Origin of the sequence: Actinospineispora eucalypti (genome assembly GCF_039543365.1) — a bacterium.
GTDB lineage: Bacteria > Actinomycetota > Actinomycetes > Mycobacteriales > Pseudonocardiaceae > Pseudonocardia > Pseudonocardia eucalypti.
Map to the genome: position 1 here is coordinate 356874 of NZ_BAABJP010000010.1, position 18170 is coordinate 375043.

Sequence of the window (18170 nt, forward strand, 5' to 3'; positions counted from 1 at the left end):
TCGGGTGACTCCGGCCAGGTCACCTGCCAGGTGCAGGCGAATGTCGCATATCTCCACGCAGAGCCATAGCGTTTGCGGGTGGGGCGGCGGGGAGAGCGGTGCGCGGACCGGCTGGTCAGCGTGCGGCCAGGCGCCGGAGGGAGACGGTCTCGGCGGCGCGGGCGGCGTGTAGGGGATCGTTCGGGTCGTGGACCCGGCCGTGGCGGGGGCGGAACCGACCGAATCGGCCTGCTGGAGTGACTGGATCGGGCGGGGTGGGGGAGGATGGTGGGGTGCCTAGTGCGTCGACCTTGTTGCTTTATGTGTTGGCGGCGTCCGCGCTGGTGGCTATCCCGGGGCCGAACCACATCTACATCGTGACCCGCAGCCTGAGCCAGGGACGGGCGGCCGGGCTGGTTTCGGCGCTGGGCGTGGAGTCCGCGACGTTGGTGTACATGGTCGCCGCATCGGTCGGGCTGGCGGCTGTCATCGCGTCCTCGGCGCTGGCCTTCGACACGGTCCGGTTCGTCGGCGCGGCGTACCTGATCTACCTGGGGCTGCGGGTGCTGCTGCGCCAGCAGCCGGTGGAGCTGACCGAGCTGGCCCGGCTGTCGCTGCGCCGGGTGTACCTGGAGGCGGCGGCGGTGAACCTGCTCAACCCCAAGGTGGCGCTGTTCTTCGTGGCCTTCCTGCCGCAGTTCATCGACCCGGCGCGCGGGCCGGTGGCGGCGCAGATCGTGGTGCTCGGGCTGATCATCACGGCGATCGGGCTGACCAGTGACGTGGTGTACGCGCTGGCCGCCGGGCAGCTGGGCGGCTGGCTGGGCCGGCGGCCCGGTTTCGCCAGGGGCCAGCGGATCGCCACCGGGACCACCTACCTGGCCCTCGGCGTGGCCGCCGCGTTCTCCGGCCGGCCGGCCACTCAAGGCACTTTGTAGGGCGTCCCGCTCCGGCGTCCACCGGCAGCGTCACCCCGGTGATGTAGCGCGCCCCATGCCGGAAATCTATCGCGAACAACTAACGAGCGGCGAAATAACGGTACAGATTATGCTGACCGCGTGAAGGCGCGTTCGGTTGTGTTCGACCTGTTCGGTGACTACCTGCGTTACCGGGGTGGCGCCGTGCCGCTGCGCTCGCTGGTGGCGTTGATGGAGTGCTTCGACGTGCCGGAGCCGACGGCGCGGGTGGTGGCCGCCCGGATGCGCAAGGAGGGCTGGCTGGAGAGCCGCCGCGACGGCCGGGAGACCAGCTACGTGCTCACCGACGCGGCCTGGCGGCTGCTCGACGACGGGCGTTCGCGCATCTTCGCGCGCGCCGACGGGCCGTGGGACGGCATGTGGAACATGGTCATCTACCAGGTCCCGGAGAGCGAGCGGGCGCTGCGCGAGCAGCTGCGCAAGCGGTTGTCCTGGCTGGGCTTCGGTGCGCTCTCCACGTCGGTGTGGATCAGTCCGCATCAGCTGGGCGACCGGGTCCGCGAGGAGTTCGCCGACCAGCCGGCGGTGCGGCTGGACATCTTCCAGTCCCGCTCGGACGGGTTGGCGGCGGACCGGGACATGGCCGACCGGGCCTGGGACCTGCCCGCGCTGAACCGGGACTACGCGAAGCTGCTCACCGAGTACCGGCCGAGGCTGGCCGAGTACCGGCGGAACCCGCCGACCGGCCGGGGCGCGCTGGTGGCGCGCATGCGGTTGATCCACGACTACCGGCTGTTCCCGTTCCGGGACCCCGACCTGCCGCCGGAGCTGCTGCCGGAGGGCTGGTCGGGCCGGGCGGCGCACGAGCTGTTCCTGGAGGTGCACGGCCTGCTGCGCCGGCCGGCCGAGGCGTTCGTGGACGAGCTGCTGGACGGCTGCGCCAAGGCCTCCTAGGTTCCGCAGTGCGGAATTTATAGCGAAATCTATCCGTTCGTTCTGATTTCGTTGTACGGTTGGACTCGCTGACGCAAGGAGTCCCACCATGGCCGCACGTACCGGACCGACCGTGGTCGCCATCTGTTTCCTGACCATCGTCTGTGACGGCTACGACCTGATCGTCTACGGCTCGGTGGTGCCGAGCCTGCTGGCTGAGCCGGACTGGCATCTCGGGCCGGCCGGTGCCGGTGCCATCGGCAGTTATGCCCTGGCCGGGATGCTGATCGGCGCGCTGGCCGCCGGCGCGGTGACCGACCTGGTCGGCCGGCGGGTGATCATGCTGGCCGGCATCGCCTGGTTCTCCGTGGCCATGGCGCTCTGCGCGCTGGCGCCGACGCCCGAGCTGCTCGGGCTGTTCCGGTTCGTCGCCGGCCTCGGCCTGGGCGGGGTGCTGCCCAGCGCGATCGCGCTCACCGTGGAGTACGCGCCACCCGGCCGCCGGCAGCTCTACAACGCGCTGATGTTCGCCGGTTACTCGGTCGGCGGCGTGCTCGCGGCGGCGCTAGCGCTGGCCCTGGTGGCGGAGCACGGCTGGCGGGTGATGTTCTGGATCGGCGCCAGCCCGCTGGTCCTGGTGCTGCCGCTGGCCGTCGCCTTCCTGCCCGAGTCGGCCAGCTACCTGGCGGCCAAGGACCGGCCGGCCGAGCGGGTGGGCCTGCGCGGGCTGTTCAGCGGCGCCCAGCTGGGACCGACGCTGCTGTTCGGCGCGGCCAGCTTCTGCGGGTTGTTGCTGGTGTACGGGTTGAACACCTGGCTGCCGCAGATCATGCGGGCGGCCGGCTACCCGCTCGGCTCGGCGCTGCAGTTCCTGCTGGTGCTCAACGTCGGTGCGATCGTCGGCGCGGTCGGGGCCTCGGCGCTGGCCGACCGGTTCGGCCCGAAACCGGTCACCGCCGCCGCCTTCCTGGCCGCCGCCGGGTGCCTGCTGCTGCTCACCCAGCGCCCGGCGACCGCCCTGTTGATGGGGGCGGTCGCGGTGGCCGGCCTGGGCAGCGTGGGCACCCAGATCCTGCTCAACGGCTACATCGCCGCGCACTACCCGGCCACCGCGCGCGCCTCGGCGCTCGGCTGGGCGCTCGGGGTCGGGCGGGCCGGGGCGATCGTCGGGCCGCTGCTCGGTGGTTGGGTGCTGGCCGCCCAGCTCGGTTTCGCCTGGAACTTCTACGGGTTCGCGGTGCCGGCGTTGGCCGGGGCACTGCTGGTCGCGTTCTGCCCCCGGGTGCCGAGGGTGCGGCGGGAACCGGCTCCCGAGGCCGTCGAGGTCGGGGGGCGGCGCTGATGCGGATCGCGGTGGTCGGCGGAGGCCCGGGCGGGCTGTTCCTCGCCGCGCTGGTGCGCAAGGCCGACCCGTCGATCGAGGTGACGGTGTTCGAGCGGAACCGGGCGGACGACACGTTCGGCTTCGGCGTGGTCTTCTCCGACCGCACCCTGGCCGCCATCCACCGGGCCGACCCGGTGCTGCGCGAGGCACTGGACGCCCACGGCCGGCACTGGGACGCCATCGAGGTGCGGCTGAAGGGCGAGCGTCTGCGTTGCGCCGGCAACGGCATGGCCGCGATCGTGCGCCGCACGCTGCTGCGCCTGCTGCAGGATCGCGCCCGGCGGTTCGGCGCCGAACTGCGGTTCGGCGCCGAGGTGGGCCTGGCCGACCTCGAGGACTACGACCTGGTGGTGGCGGCCGACGGCACCGGCTCGCGGATCCGCGACGAGCTGGAACCCGCGTTCGGTTCCCGGGTGGACACGGCCAGCGCGAAGTTCGCCTGGTTCGGCACCGACTACCGGTTCGACGGGCTGACCTTCGTGCACCAGCGGGGCCCGCACGGGGTGTTCGCCGTGCACGGTTACCCGATCAGCCACGACACGTCCACGTTCATCGTGGAGACCGACCAAGCGTCCTGGCGGGCGGCCGGGCTGGACGAGTTCGACGTGACCGCGCCGCCCGGACCCAGCGACACCCAGAGCCAGGCCTACCTGGAAGAACTGTTCGCCGACCAGCTGGACGGACACAAGCTGCTGGTCAACAACTCCCGCTGGGGCAACTTCCGCACCCGGCGGACCTCGCGTTGGGTGACGCTGGAACCGCGCCCGGTGGTGTTGCTCGGGGATGCCGCGCACACCGCGCACTTCTCCGTCGGCTCGGGCACCAAGATGGCCATGGAGGACGCGATCGAGCTGGCCCGCGCGCTGACCGCGCGGCCGGGGGACCTGCCCGCCGCACTGGCCGGCTACGAGGCGGCGGCCCGGCCCTCGGTGGACAAGATCCAGGATTCGGCTCGGCCCAGCCTGTCCTGGTGGGAACACTTCGGGCGCTACCACGACGCGTTCCCGCCGTGGCGGTTCGCGTACCACTTCCTGAGCCGCAGCATCTCCGACGCCCGGCTGGCCCGGCGGGACCCGGCGTTCGTGCGGCGCGTGCACGCGGAGTGGGTCGGTGAGCACGGCACGGAACCGCTGGAGACGCCGTTGGCGGTCGGCGGGCTGCGGTTCCCCGGGCGGCTGTTGACCCGGCTGCCGGAGAGTGCGCCGCTGGTCACCGCGCCGGACGACGACGCCGGCCTGCCGGCCGCGCTGGACCGGGTGGCCGGGCTGGTGGCCGGCGGCGCCGAACTGGTCGCGGTGCACGGCGGCGCCGCCCACACCCGCACCCTGCTCTGCGAGCAGGTGCGCCTGGCCCACGGGCGGGCGGCCGTGCTGGTGGATCCGGCGTCGGACGCGGACGGCGCGGTCACCGCGGTGCTGTCCGGCCGAGCCGACCTGGTGGTGGCCGGATGACCGCGGTCGCCCCGGCCAGGGCCCGGTTGGACGCGCTGTTCGCCCCGCGCGGCATCGCGGTGGTCGGCGCGTCGCGTGATCCGGCCAAGCTGGGCGCGGCCATGGCCCGTTCGCTGCGCGGGTTCCCCGGCCGGGTGGCGCTGGTGAACCCGCGTGACCCGGCGATGTTCGACTCCGTGGCCGCCGCGACCTCGGTGGCCACGGCGACCTCGGCGGCCACGGTGGCCGGCGAGGGGCCGATCGACCTGGCCGTGCTGTGCCTGCCCGCGCCGGCCTGCGCCGGCGCGCTGGCCGAGCTGGCGCCGGCCGGGGTCGGTGCGGCGGTGGTGTGCGCCGGCGGGTTCGCCGAGATCGGGCCGGCCGGTGCGGCACACCAGGACGCTCTGGCCTCGGTGGCGGCCGAGGCGGGGATCGCGCTGCTCGGGCCGAACACATCCGGGTTCTTCGTGCCGCACCACGGCCTGTGCGCCAGCTTCGTGCCCGGGGCGGCGGACGTGCCGGCCGGGCGGGTCGCGGTGGTCGCGGCCAGCGGCGGGGTGAACCACGCGCTGGCCTTCCTGCTGGCCGAGGCCGGGCACGGGGTGAGCCTCGGGGTGGGGCTGGGCAACGCCGCCGGGTTGACCGCGCCGCCGGTGCTCGACCACCTGGCCGAGGACCCGCGCACCCACGCCGTGGCGCTGCACGTGGAGTCGGTGGCCGACGGGCCGGCGCTGCTCGCGTCGGTCTCCCGGCTGGCCGCGCGCAAACCGGTGGTCGCGCTGGTGGCCGGCCGGCACACCGGCACCGCGGAGCAGCTGGCCGAGTTCGCCCGCTCGCACACCGGCGCACTGGCCACCTCCTGGCGCACCACGGTGGCCGCGCTGCGCCAGGCCGGCGCGGTGTGCGTGGCCTCCGAACGGGAGCTGGTGGACGCGGTCGGCGCCTTGTCGCTGGTCCGGTTGCCGGCCGGCCGGCCCGGGGTAGGGGTGCTCACCGCGCAGGCCGGCCCCGGGTTGCTGCTCCTGGACGAGCTGCACGGCCGAGACGTGGTGGTGCCCGCGCTCACCGGGGAGACCCGGTCGGCCATCGGCGAGCTACTGCCCCCACTGACCTTCCAGGGCAACCCGGTGGACACCGGCCGGCCCGGGCCGTCCTTCGGCCCGGTGTTGCGCGCGCTGTCCCGTGACCCCGGGGTGGGCCTGGTCGCCGGCTACGCCCTGGCCGAACCCGACGCGTTCGACCTGGTAGACGCGGTCACAGCGGCGGGGGCGGAGGTACCCGTGGTGCTGGGCGTCGGCGGCCTCGGCCCAGCCGCGGCCGCCATCAGGAGCGCACTGATAACCCAAGGCATCCCCGCCGCCCCCGACCCCGCCGGCGTCGCCGCCGCGGTCTCCGCACTCCTGGCTGACGCCATGGCCCCGCGAGCCGGTGCTCTCAGCACGCCGCGTCGGTGCTCTCAGCACACGGAGTCGAGGTTTCCCGGCGCCCCTCGGGACGGCGAAGCCCGCGACAGGAGCCGCGAGATCCGCGACAGGGGCCGCGAGATCCGCGACATGGGCTGCGGCGATCAGCGATATGACCTGGTGGAACCCGCGACATTCGCGGGTGGGGGGCGCGATATGGGCTGGGGGGACGCGCGACATGGGAATTGGGTGGGGGGCGGGCCTTGGGACGAGGACGTCGCTAAGGGGGTGTTGGGCGGGCTGGGTGTCCGGACGCCGGGGCGGCGGGTTTGTGATGGGCGGGAGAGTGCGCAGCGGGCGTTGGCGGAGTTGGGTGGGGCGGTCGCGGTGAAGGTGCTCGACGCGAGTGTTCGGCACAAGACCGAGGTCGGCGGGGTGCGGCTGGGCGTGCGGACGCCGGGCGAGCTGGACGACGCGCTGCGGGCGATCGGCGCACCGAGGGTGCTGGTGGAGGCGATGGCGCCGGCCGGCGTGGACCTGCTGGTGGGCGCCCGGCGGGACCCGGTGTTCGGCCCGGTGCTGCTGGTCGGGCTGGGCGGCACCCAGGCCGAGGCGCTGGCCGACGTGGCGGTACGGGTTGCCCCGGTCGGTCCGGAGGAGGCCGCCGGGATGGTCGGCGAGCTGGCCGGGCGCCGGCTCCTCGAGGGCTGGCGCGGCGGCCCGGTGCTGGACCGCGATGAGCTCGGCCGGGTGGTCGCCGCGCTCGGTGAGCTTCTGATGGAGAACCCCGGGCTGGACGAGATCGAGGTCAACCCGCTGCGGCTGACCGAGCACGGGCTGGTCGCGCTGGACGCGGTGCTGAGGAGTCGGGATGATCACGCCGATCGCTGAGGGGCTGGTGCCCTGGCCGGAGGAGTTCGTCCGGCGCTACACCGAGGCCGGCTACTGGAGCGGCCGCACGCTCGGCGAGCTGCTGCGCGAGGTGGCCGACCGCACGCCGGACGCCCCCGCACTGGTGGACGGCGAGGTGCGGCTGACCCACCGGGAGCTGGCCGAGCGTTCCGATGCGCTGGCCGAACGACTGGCCGGCCTCGGGCTGGTGGCCGGGGACCGGGTACTGGTGCAGCTGCCCAACGGCTGGGAGTTCGTGGTGCTCACGCTGGCCTGCCTGCGCGCCGGGTTGGTGCCGGTGATGGCGTTGCCCGCGCACCGCCGTGCCGAGCTGACCCACCTTGCCGAGCAGGCCGAGGCCTCGGCCATCGCCGTGCCGGACCGGCTGCGCGACTTCGACCACCAGGCGCTGGCCGCCGAACTGGTCGCCGGGGTGCCGTCGCTGCGCCACGTCCTGGTCGCCGGCGACCCGGCGGACACCCACCACGACCTGCGCGCGCTCGCCGCGCCCGGCGCCCGCTGGAGCGGAACCGGGCCGTCGGCCAGGGACGTTGCGGTGTTCCTGCTCTCCGGCGGCACCACCGGGCTGCCCAAGCTGATCGCCCGCACCCACGACGACTACGTCTACAACGCCCGCCGCACGGCCGAGCTGGCCGGGATGGACGCGGCGACGGGCTACCTGGTCAGCCTGCCGGCCGGGCACAACTTCCCGCTGGCCTGCCCGGGCATCCTGGGCACCCTGCTGGCCGGCGGCAAGGTGGTCATGCTTCCCTCGCCGGAGCCGGTCAGGGCGTTCGCCGCGATCGCCGCCGAGCGGGTGACCCACAGCGCGGTGGTGCCGGCGGTGGCCGCCCGCTGGCTGGAGCACGCGACCGACCACGGCGCGGCCCAGCTGGCCAGCCTGCGGGTGCTCCAGGTGGGCGGGGCGCGGCTGGCGGACGAGCTGGCCGCCCGGATCCGGCCGGTCCTGGGCGCGAGCCTCCAGCAGGTGTTCGGCATGGCGGAGGGCCTGCTCAACGTGACCCGGCTGGACGACCCGGACGACACCGTCAACACCACCCAGGGCCGGCCGATCTGCGCCGACGACGAGGTGCGGCTGGTGGACGAGCTGGACCGGGACGTGCCGGACGGCGAACCGGGTTCGCTGCTCACCCGGGGGCCGTACACCCCGAGGGGCTACTACCGCGCCGCCGAGCAGAACGCCAAGGCGTTCACCCCGGACGGCTGGTACCGCTCCGGCGACATCTGCCGGCGTACTCCGGACGGAAACCTGGTGGTCGCCGGCCGGGACAAGGACATGATCAACCGGGGTGGCGAGAAGATCTCCGCCGAAGAGGTGGAGAACCTGGTCTACCGGTTGCCCTCGGTGCGCCAGGTGGCGGCGGTGGCCATGCCGGACGCGGTGCTGGGCGAGCGGGTGTGCGTGTTCGTGGTGCCGAGACCCGGCGACACGGTGACCCTGGAACAGGTGCGCGCGGGCATGCTGGCGGCCGGGGTGGCGGCGTTCAAGCTGCCGGAGCGGCTGGAGCTGCGCGACGAGCTGCCGGTCACCAAGGTCGGCAAGATCGACAAGAAGGCCCTGCGCGCGGACGTCGCGGCGCGGCTCGCCGCCGTCTGACGTATTTCGATCATCACTTTTGGCCGGACACGTATGTCATTTGTCGGGCCCGTGAAGTAGCTCCTTCACCTGCGTAATCACCCGTTCGGCGGAAGGTTCGATTCCTTCCCTGGCCAGCCCTCGTTACAACGAAAAACAGGCGAACGGCCTGAAATCGCTATAAATCTCGAGGGCGAGGTTTCGCGTGAACTGGTGGAGCAGGCTCGGCATACTCGCGCTGTCCGGAACGGTGGCCGCGACGGTGTGCGCGACGTTGGGGCCGGCGATGGCGGAGTCGGCGGAACACGGCGGGCCCAAGGCGGGACCCGCGCTGCTGTACGCCGACCCGGCGAGCGCGCCGCAGCTGGAGAACACCGGCGTGTGGAAGGCCCGGCCGATCGGCGTCTGCCACTCCAGCGCCTACCGCGACGGCGAGTACGTGCACCAGGGCTGCGTGTACGACGACGAGGGCGGCGGCAACCAGTACCGCTGGCCGCTGGACACGCTGCTGCGCAACTACACCTACCCGGAGGACCCGGCCTACCGGCGCAACGCGGCGGACATCGTGGAGGTGCGGGTGCGCCCGCTGGCCGACGCCACCGCGTTCCGGGTCACCCTGAACACGATGACCGACCCGGAGCTGTACGGGCTGACCCTCGCGCTGGGCGACAGCGAGAAGCCGCAAGCCGTGCCGCACGGGGCCAACACCGTGATGCCGGCCGCCCGGTTCGTCACCGTGCACGGCACCACGGGCGACATCGTGGACGTGAACGACGGCGCGAAACGCCCCGAGCGGCCCGAGGTCGACGTGGACCGAAACCGCCGGCAGGTGGAGATCCGGGTGCCGCACTCGGCCTGGAAGCCGGGCGGCCACGAGCGGATCGCGGCGGCCGCCGGGCTGTGGGACCGGGGTACCGACCACTACCTGGTGCCCCGCACCAACGCCGACCGCACCCACCCGGGCGGCGCGGTGCTCGGTGACGCGCAGCCGTCGGCGTTCTTCGACGCGGCGTTCCGCTTCCACGAACCGTTCGAGGCGCCGTACCGCAACAACGACCAGCGCAAGGCGATCGCGCACGGGGACCTCAGCCCGTTCTCCGCCGACGTGGACTTCGGCAAGCTGGACCGGGGCGAGCGCGACGACAGCGCCATCCCCGACAAGGGCTACGTCACCCGGCTGTTCGCCAGCCGGTTCGAGAAGGCCCAGGGCCGGCGGCTGCCCAGCGACCCCGGCGGCCCGCCGCCCGGTTCGGGCACCCAGCAGGGCGGCATGCAGATGGGCTCGGGTTCCGGGCAGAAGGGCCGGTTCAGCCTGCAGTTCGGCTGGCCCTGCCGGGACGACTGCGTGCCGGACCTCCCCGGCCGGCTGCAGCGCTACCAGGTCTACGTGCCGGAGGCGCCGGCTCCCGAGCACGGTTACGCCTCGCTGGTGTGGACCAACGGCTACGCGCTGCGCCCGGGCGACGACGTGGCCGGGCCGAAGGACCTGTACCAGCAGTTCGCGCACCGGCCGGGGAACCCGACGATGGTGATCGACGTGGACGCCCGGGGCAACGACGAGTGGGGCTACGGGCAGGCCGGCGCGGCCATCTTCGAGGCCCTGGCCGACGCCCGCCGGCACTACGACCTGGACCCGGACCGCACCGCGATGGGCGGCTTCTCCAGCGGCGCCTACATGGCCAACAAGATCTCGCTGACCTTCCCGGACGTGTTCGGGCGGGCGTTCATCTGCGACGGCCTGGACGTCGCGCCGTCCTTCCCCGGGCTGAACGGCCTGGCCGACACCCTGGTGGTGGGCAAGCTGGCGGTGGACACGCTGACCAAGCACGAGCCGGGTTCCAAGCTGACCCCGCTGCTGCCCAGCCGGCGCAACCAACCGGTGATGGAGTGGTCCGGGCTGAACGACGACTTCATCCCGTACAACATCACCAGCGAGCGCGGCCGGGCCTACGCGGCCGGTGGCTACGACTACGAGTTCCTCAGCTGGGCCGGCTACTCCGCCGAGCACCTGGCCATGTGCAAGAACGGCATGTGGGGCCTGGCCACGAAGTGGATGGGCGACGGCAAGCGCACGCTCAACCCGCACCACGTCACCTACGTGCGCAACCCGCTGATGGACGACCCGGCCTCCGGCCTGGTCGGCGACCACGCCTACTGGCTGTCCGAGATCTCCAGCCGGGGCCGCCGGACCGGCACCATCGACGTGGTCTCCCACGGCCGCGGCCTGGCCGACGCCCCGGTTCCGGCCAAGCGCACCGAGCCCGGCCTGGCCGACGGCTCGATCATGCCGGTCAACCCCTATGTGCGCGAATACCGCCACCTGGCTGATCCGGTGCACGCCGAGGAGCGGGACGAGCTGGAGATCAAGGCCACCGACATCGACGCGGTGACCATCGACCCGGACCGAGCCGGCGTGAGCTGCTCCGCACGGTTGCACGCGAAAACCAACGGCCCGCTCGCGGTGACCTTGCGCGGCTGCGACCGCACGGAGCACTTCGACGGTTCCGGCCCGGCTGGTGCTCCGTACGACCCGATCGACCCGCTGTCCGGGGTGGCCCCGCCCAAGGGCGGCCCGCTGCCGGCGGAGTCGGGGAACGCGCCGCAGGCGCCGCTTTCGGACCTGCCGGCGCTGCGGTTCCCGCCGAACGAGGCCAACCCGAAGCCGAAGGGGTGACGGTTTGCGTCGGTGCCGGTTCTAAAGACGGCTTGGACGGCCGCGGTTGGGTTGGTCTGCCGCGGCTTGGGTGCCGGCCGGTGCGTTTCGTGATCAACAGGCACTCACGGTTGTTTTCGGCCGCCGGAATCGCGCTGGTTGCATGATGATCATGGACTACATGATCAACAGGACACCAGGGTCGCCCGGCCACGCCAAAAGCAGCCGCCATGTCCTGATGACCATGAACTGACCACCGGTGCCGTACCATCCGTAACTCTGGTTGCACGAGGGGAACCGCATAGGGGTTTGATCTTGGAGCAACCCCCAAGGCGTACCGGTCGTGAAACAGAAGTGGCGCAAGGGACGTCGCCGGCCCGCCCAAGCAAAACGCAACGGCCGGCACCCAAGCCACGGCAGACCAACCCAACCGCGGCTGTCCAAGCCGTCTTTAAAACCGGCACCGCCGCAAACCGGCGGGTGCTAACCGTTCAATGCCCGGTTCAACGCGGGCGGCACATCCCGGTGGTTGCGGATGCGGGCCAACCGACCCCCGCCCAGCCGGGCCAACTGGGCACCGAGATCAGCATCGTGCTCCCCGTCGGTCTCCAGCAGCACGTGCAGCGGTGCGAGGTCGGGAAAACGTGCGGCGGCATCGCGAGGGTCGGGGCCGGCGTTGTGTACCGCGTCGGAGAGCAGGATGGCGTGTCGGCGGCGGGCTCGCGCGGCGCCCAACTGGACCAGCCCGGTGCGCAGCGCGAACTCGACGTTGGTCAGGCCCTTGGCCGGGATGCTCAGCAGATCGTCCAGCAGCCGGGCTCCGCCGGTGGCCGGGCCCATCGCGCGCACCACGGCCGCGTTCTTCCAGAACGCGACCACGGCCAGCTCGTCCTGCCCGGACGAGGTGGCCAGCGCACCGGCCAGCGCGCCGACCGTGGCCGCCGCGATCCGGGTCTTCTCGCCGCGCATGGAGCCGGAGACGTCGATCATCAGGAGCACCGCGCGGGGCTGCCGTACGCGCTCCCGTACCAGGATGTCGGTGTCCTCGGGGATGGGCCGCTCGGTGAGCATCTCCAGCGTGCGGTCCAGGTCGATGTCGTCGGAGTTGTACCGGTAGGGCACCGTGGTCAGCTGGCCGGTGCCGCCGGTGACCGCGTCCGCCCGGTCCCGGGCCCGGCTCGGAGTGGCCAGCCGGGCGGCGATCCGCCGGGCCAGCGCGCGCACCTCGGCGCTGGCCACGCCGTCCTCGCGCACCTCGTCCAGGGTGTGCCGCTCGCCCTGCTCCGACGTGGCCACCCAGGCCTGCCCGGGCGTCTTCTCACCCGGCCCCGCCGCGCCCCGGTCCGAGCCGGTGCTCTCCATCACCGGACCGCCCGCGCCGGGGCGGAACACCAGCGGCGACTCGTCGAGGGTCTTGGGCTTGCGGCGCAGCGGGGCGCGGGCGGGTTTCCGATGCTCCGAAGGGCGCCCGGCCAGTCAAGTCGGTTCGGGCACCTGGATGGTGTGCGCGCCGGGCGCCGCCCGCCGGGGCGCGAGCACGAAGTGCTGCTCCCACAGCTCGCGGATGACCTGCTCGGGAGTCGCCTCGACGGCCTCGTCCACGGTGATCCGGCCGGACAGGGAGAGCAGCGCCGCGTCCAGCACCACCGCCCGGTAGGCGTCCTCGGGACTCAGACCGTTGCGGCCGGCGCGGATCTCGGTCAGGGGCGCGGCCACCGCGACCAGGTCGATCGCGCCGCGCACGCTGGACCCGTGCCGCACGTCCGGGTGCTCCCGGGTGGAGCGGGTGATCGCCACGGCATCGGCGACCAGCCGCTCGTTCTCGCACGAGGTGCGCAGCGTGACGATGCTGCGGTCCTCCTCCACCGACTGGTAACCCACCGCCAGCCGGCACATCCGGTCGTAGACCGCCTGGCTGATCCGGGTGGTGCCGATCGCGTCGAACGGGTTCATCGAGGCGACCAGCCGGAAGCTGTCGGACGCGTGGATCCGGCCCACCCTGGGCACGTTGACCTCGCGCTCGGCCATCGCGGTGAGCAGCGTGTTCAGCGTGTCCTCGGGTGCCCGGTTGAACTCCTCGACGTACAGGAACCCGCCCTCGCGCATGGCCGCGACCAGCGGGCCGGGCACGAAGTTGTCCGCGCTGTAGTCCTCGCGCAGTACCCGCGCCGGGTTGTGGTGGCCGACCAGCTTGGCCGGGGTGAGCTCCGCGTTGCCCTCCACGAAGTGCAGCGGAACGCCCCAGCAGCCGGTGATCGCGCGCAGGATGGTGCTCTTGGAAGTGCCCGGCGGCCCCTCCAGGAGCAGGTCCCGGCCGGCCACCACGGCCGCCAGGATGAGATCCAGCTCGCGCTCCCGGCCGACCACGAGCCCGGCCAGCTCGCCCCGCCGCGTCGCGAGCTCCGTCATGCGTGCGGAATCTTGTAGGGCGCCGCGGCGCCGGCGTCCACCGGCAGCGTGACGCCGGTGATGTAGCGGGCCTCGTCGGAGGCCAGGTAGAGCACCGCGTTGCTGATGTCCACCGACTCCACCCACGGCACCGGCAGCGCGTTCATCGCCTTCATCAGCTCGCTGGCGGCTTCCTTGGTGGGGTTCTCCACCCCGGGCAGGAACAGCTCGCGGATCGGCGCGTTGTCGATCATCGGGGTGTCCACCGTGGTGGGGTGGATGCTGTTCACCCTGATCCGGTGGGATGCCAGTTCAACGGCCAGGCCGCGCATCAGGCCGACCAGGCCGTGCTTCGCCGAGACGTAATGGGCCAGGTTGGGGTAGGCGACCAGGCCGGCCATCGAGCTGGTGATGATGATCGAACCGCCCCGGCCGCGCTCGATCAGGTGCGGGATGACCGCCTTCGCGGTCTTCCACACGCCGGTCAGGTTGATGTCGATCATTTCCTGCCAGGTGTCCTCGGACAGCTCCCAGGCCGGGCCGAAGCTGGCGATGCCGGCGTTCGCGCACACGATGTCGATCCCGCCGAACTCGGCGACCGCGTCCGCCACGACCCGGTCCAGCGCGGCGGAGTCCCGCACGTCGGCCCGCCGGGTGAGGATCCGCCGGTCCTGGTCCTCGACCGCCTTGGCGGTCTGCGCCAGGTCCTCCTCGGTGGCGCCGCCGACCGGCGAGGTGGCGAAGTCGGTGCACGCGTCCACCGCGACGATGTCCGCGCCCTCCTCGGCGAGGCGTATCGCGTGCGCCCGCCCCTGGCCACGTGCCGCCCCGGTGATCAGGGCGACTTTGCCCTCTACTCGTCCCATGCGGGTGACATTAGTGGGACGCCCAACCATGGGGGAGTGCACTTCCGTGGTCAGCCGCCGATGACCTGGACCTTGTCGCCGACCTGCAGGATGTTGAAGTACTTCTCCGCCTCGGCCCTCGGCAGCCGCACACAGCCGGCCGAGGGGCGGTCCATGGTGCCCTCGTGGAAGGCGATCCCGCCGGCGGCGAAGAACACCGCGAACGGCATCGGCGAGGGCAGCCCCTCCGGGGTCTTGTGCTCGCCGCTCTTGTGGTCCTTGTTCTTCCACTCCACGGCGAAGTTTCCCGACGGCGTCTCCTGGCCGGGGCCGCCACTGATGACGTCGATCGGCCCGCTGACCACCTTGGCGCCGTCGGTCAGCCAGGCGCGCTGGTCACCCAGGCTCACGCAGGCCTTGTAGCCGGTGGCGCACGGCGTGCCGGCGATCAGTGCGGGGGTGGGCGGCGCCGGTTGGGCGTGCGCGTTGCCCGTGCCGAGAACGGCGACGGCGAGCACGGCCAGGGGAAATGCGCGCGGCGGACCAACCAAGTCGACTCCTCGCGGACTCGTGGGGTGTCCCCGCGCCACCCTCGATCTCGGACCCGGCCGACGCTACGTACCCAGGAATTAGCTGACGTCCCGCCGCGGGTAAGCCGACGGCAAAATCGGCTCAGCGCCTGAGGGGGACCAGCAGGGTGAAGCTGGGCGGGGTGGCGCGGCTGAGGGTGAGCCGGCCGCCCTCCGCCTCGGCCAGGCTGCGGGCCAGCGCCAGGCCGATGCCGTGCCCGGTGGCCCGCTCGGACCGGCGGGTGAACAGCTCGGACTCCGGCAGCGTGACCCCGGCCCCCTCGTCGGACACGTCGATGGCCAGCGCCTCGGCCGCGTCCCGGACGGTCACCGTGACCGCGCCCGCACCGTGCGTGGCCGCGTTGTCCAGCAGCACGGTGAGCACCTGGCGGACCGCCGACGTGGACGCCATGGCGTCCGGCAGCGACGGCTCCACCCGCACCTGGAACGCGCGCCCCCGCACGGCCAGGCGATCGGTCCAGCCCCGCCGCAGCTCGTCCAGCACGGTCGCCAGGTCCAGCGGACTGGTGCTGGTGTTGCGGGTGTCGCGGGCCAGGGCGAGCAGCTCGGTGATCGTCTGCTCCAGCCGGTCCACGTCGTTGATCGCCGAGCCGATGGTGTCCCGGGCGCCGGCCAGGTCCTGGTCCGGCCGGTCCAACGCGGCCTCCAGGCGCAGCCGCAGCCCGGTGAGCGGGGTGCGCAGCTGGTGCGAGGCGTCGGCCGAGAAGGCCCGCTCGCGGGCCAGCATGCCGTCCAGCCGGCTGGCGGTGCGGTTCAGCGCCTGGCCGACCGCGTCGATCTCCGCGATGCCGACCGGGTCGATCCGCACGCTGAAGTCGCCCTCGCCCAGCCGGCGCGCCGTGCCGGACAGCTCCTCCAGCGGGCTGGCCAGCCGCCGGGCCGCCCGCCGGGCCAGCAGGTACGCCACGGCCAGCGCGATCAGCGCCAGCGTGGCGATGGCCAGCCAGGCCACCGCGACCTGCCGGTAGACGACGGCTCGCGGGCTGGCCGCGCGCACCGCGCCGATCACGTCCGTCTCGTGGGTGACCGCCACCGCGACCACCAGGTCGGTGCCGTTGGTGCCGGTGGCCGGCGAGCCGCTCAGGGCCTCGCGGACCAGCGGGTCGCCGCGCGGCCCGTCCCCGGTGACGCGGTTGCCGTGCGTGTCGTAGACGGTCAGCGAGGTGTTGTCCCTGGCTTCCGGGATGTCCGAGGGCACGTCGCCGTCGTTCAGCTCGCCGGACACCGCGATCGCGGTGGCGTCCGCCACCCGCAGCAGCTTGGACTCCTCGTCCAGTTGGGCGTACTGGGCGATGCCCAGCGCCAGGGGCAGCCCGAACAGCCCGATGGCCAGCGCCGAGACCAGCGCCGCCAGCCCGATGATCCTGGTGCGCACGGGGGTCAGCTCGGGGGTTCGAGCCGGTAGCCGTGCCCGCGCAGGGTCACTATGGCCGGCAGCTCGCCGAACCCGGCCATCTCGCCCAGCCGCCGGCGCAGCGCCGCGACGTGCACGTCCAGCGTCTTGGTCGGGCCGTACCAGTGCTCGTCCCACACCTCGGACATCAGCGTCTGCCGGCTGACCGCGACCCCCGGTGTGGCGGCCAGCCGGGCCAGCAGGTCGAACTCCTTGGCCCGCAGCGACAGCTCCCGCCCGGCCACGGTGACCCGCCGGCTGGCCGTGTCCACCAGCAGGTCGCCGATCCGCGACGGTTCCGCGTCCGGGACGCCCGGGCCGGCCCGGCGCAGGTGCGCGCGGATCCGGGCGAGCAGCTCGCCCAGCCGGGGCGGCTTGGTCAGGTAGTCGTCGGCGCCGGCCTCCAGGCCGATCACCACGTCCATCTCGTCGGTGCGCGCGGTCAGGATGACCAGCACGGTCGACGGCTGCCGGGTGCGAAGCTGGCGGCACACCTCCACGCCGTCCAGGTCGGGCAGCCCGAGGTCCAGCAGCACCAGGTTGAACTCCGAGGCCGCCGCCTCGGCCAGTGCGCCCTTGCCGGTGCGTCGCCAGACGACCTCGTGGCCGTGCGCGACCAGGCTGGACTCCAGCACGCTGCCGATCGTCTCGTCGTCCTCCACCACCAGCAGCCGGGACATTGGGGCAGCTTAGAGGTTCCGTCCCGACCTATCCGGAGAGCGGGGGCGGCTGCCCGTCCGACCGACCGGACGAGGCGGTTTAAAGATCGGCTTGGAGGGCGCGGCTGGGTGGTCTGCCGCCGCTTGGGTGCGGCCCCGTCGGGTTTCCGTCGGCGGGGTTTTCATGGTCAGGTAGCGGTGAGAGACCTTTTGCCGGTCGGAAACGTCTCTGCCTGCGACTTGACCATGAAGTGCGGTCGCGCGGCGGCAGACCACCCAGCCGCCGGCCGCTGCCGGCCGGACGGCACGGCCGCCGGCAGGGCCTGCTCCTCCACGGTGCGGTGGACTCGGTCTCGTTAAAGTACAACTCGTCACATTTACGAGTCTTCTGGTTCTCAAAGTGGCGTTCCGTGACCAAAGCGAGCGCCATGTGGCCTAGAATCGACGGCGTGGCGCTCGAACAGCAGAAGGCTGTCAAGCGAGTTTCGGCGAATCCCGAGGCTCGCTCGGCCGGCGACTTCCGCCGCCGCCCTCGGCGGCGGGGCCAGGCGCTGCACGAGGCGATCTACCAGGCCACCCTGGACGAGCTGACCGAGGTGGGCTACGCCGAGCTCACCATGGACCGGGTGGCCGCGCGGGCCAAGGCCAGCAAGGGCTCGCTGTACCGGCGCTGGCCCAGCCGGGTGGAGCTGGTCGTCGAGGCGGTCCGGCACGTCGCGCCGGAGATCACCCCGGTGCCCGACAGCGGTGACCTGCGGGCCGACCTGATCGCCCAGCTGGACCGGTTCGCCGAGGCGATGGCCGGGCCGCAGGCCGAGGCGGTGCGCGGCATGTTCCTGGAGGTCATCCGGAACCCCGAGCTGCTCGCGGCCTTCCACAAGCAGCAGCACGACACCCCGCGCGAGGCGATGGCCGAGATCCTGCGGCTCGGCGCGGTGCGCGGCGACGTGCGGCCGGAGGCGCTCACCCCGATGATTGCCGGGGTCGGCCCGGTGCTGCTGCGCCAGCACATGCTGCTCAACGGCGCGGTGATGACGCACCAGGAGATCGAGGAGCTGGTCGACGAGGTGTTGCTCCCGATCGTCCAGCCCCGGCCGGCCAGCTGAGA

14 protein-coding genes are annotated in these 18170 nt (G+C 72.8%); 8 read left to right on the top strand and 6 right to left on the bottom strand.

Annotated elements, in window-relative coordinates:
- The first annotated feature begins 272 nt into the window (after positions 1–272).
- The 7 genes from ABEB12_RS15385 (at position 273) to ABEB12_RS15415 (ending at position 11208) form a co-directional block, all read left to right on the top strand.
- On the top strand, positions 273–917 hold the full coding sequence (locus ABEB12_RS15385; protein WP_185064118.1) for a LysE family transporter: 645 nt from the start codon (positions 273–275) through the stop codon (positions 915–917).
- A gap of 120 nt (positions 918–1037) precedes the next feature.
- Positions 1038–1850: a PaaX family transcriptional regulator C-terminal domain-containing protein gene (locus ABEB12_RS15390; RefSeq protein ID WP_185064119.1), complete on the top strand. Its 813-nt coding sequence runs from the start codon at positions 1038–1040 to the stop codon at positions 1848–1850.
- Between the two features lie 88 nt (positions 1851–1938).
- Positions 1939–3171, top strand: a complete 1233-nt coding sequence (locus ABEB12_RS15395) for an MFS transporter (protein ID WP_185064120.1) — start codon at positions 1939–1941, stop codon at positions 3169–3171.
- Complete coding sequence (locus tag ABEB12_RS15400; protein ID WP_185064121.1) at positions 3171–4664, top strand: FAD-dependent monooxygenase; 1494 nt, start codon at positions 3171–3173, stop codon at positions 4662–4664. Before ABEB12_RS15395 ends, ABEB12_RS15400 begins: the two co-directional genes overlap by 1 nt.
- On the top strand, positions 4661–6937 hold the full coding sequence (locus tag ABEB12_RS15405; protein WP_345702835.1) for an acetate--CoA ligase family protein: 2277 nt from the start codon (positions 4661–4663) through the stop codon (positions 6935–6937). The genes ABEB12_RS15400 and ABEB12_RS15405 overlap by 4 nt, the downstream gene beginning before the upstream one ends.
- The gene (locus tag ABEB12_RS15410) at positions 6918–8555 is read left to right on the top strand and encodes an AMP-binding protein (RefSeq protein ID WP_185064122.1); all 1638 of its coding nucleotides are present in this window, start codon (positions 6918–6920) and stop codon (positions 8553–8555) included. The genes ABEB12_RS15405 and ABEB12_RS15410 overlap by 20 nt, the downstream gene beginning before the upstream one ends.
- Before the next feature lie 184 nt (positions 8556–8739).
- The gene (locus ABEB12_RS15415; RefSeq protein ID WP_185064123.1) at positions 8740–11208 is read left to right on the top strand and encodes a hypothetical protein; all 2469 of its coding nucleotides are present in this window, start codon (positions 8740–8742) and stop codon (positions 11206–11208) included.
- Between the two features lie 462 nt (positions 11209–11670).
- On the opposite strand, the gene ABEB12_RS15420 is transcribed toward ABEB12_RS15415, so the two are convergent.
- The 6 genes from ABEB12_RS15420 to ABEB12_RS15445 all read right to left on the bottom strand — a co-directional run bounded on the left by ABEB12_RS15420 (position 11671) and on the right by ABEB12_RS15445 (position 17083).
- Positions 11671–12549 carry a VWA domain-containing protein gene (locus tag ABEB12_RS15420; protein ID WP_185064124.1) on the bottom strand — a complete coding sequence of 293 codons (879 nt, stop codon included), beginning with the start codon at positions 12547–12549 and terminating at the stop codon, positions 11671–11673.
- A gap of 114 nt (positions 12550–12663) precedes the next feature.
- Positions 12664–13596 carry an AAA family ATPase gene (locus tag ABEB12_RS15425; RefSeq protein ID WP_185064125.1) on the bottom strand — a complete coding sequence of 311 codons (933 nt, stop codon included), beginning with the start codon at positions 13594–13596 and terminating at the stop codon, positions 12664–12666.
- A complete protein-coding gene (locus ABEB12_RS15430) occupies positions 13593–14441 on the bottom strand; it encodes a mycofactocin-coupled SDR family oxidoreductase (RefSeq protein ID WP_185064126.1) in 849 nt (282 codons plus the stop codon). Before ABEB12_RS15430 ends, ABEB12_RS15425 begins: the two co-directional genes overlap by 4 nt.
- A gap of 50 nt (positions 14442–14491) precedes the next feature.
- A complete protein-coding gene (locus ABEB12_RS15435) occupies positions 14492–14971 on the bottom strand; it encodes a L,D-transpeptidase family protein (protein ID WP_185064127.1) in 480 nt (159 codons plus the stop codon).
- A 121-nt stretch (positions 14972–15092) separates the two neighbouring features.
- Positions 15093–16385: an ATP-binding protein gene (locus tag ABEB12_RS15440; RefSeq protein WP_185064128.1), complete on the bottom strand. Its 1293-nt coding sequence runs from the start codon at positions 16383–16385 to the stop codon at positions 15093–15095.
- Positions 16386–16390: 5 nt separating this feature from the next.
- A complete protein-coding gene (locus ABEB12_RS15445) occupies positions 16391–17083 on the bottom strand; it encodes a response regulator (protein WP_185064129.1) in 693 nt (230 codons plus the stop codon).
- 428 nt (positions 17084–17511) lie between these two features.
- On the opposite strand from ABEB12_RS15445, the gene ABEB12_RS15450 reads away from it, so the two are divergent.
- Positions 17512–18168 (top strand): TetR/AcrR family transcriptional regulator, encoded by a 657-nt coding sequence (locus ABEB12_RS15450; protein WP_345702836.1) that lies wholly within the window; start codon positions 17512–17514, stop codon positions 18166–18168.
- The last annotated feature ends 2 nt before the right edge of the window (positions 18169–18170 follow it).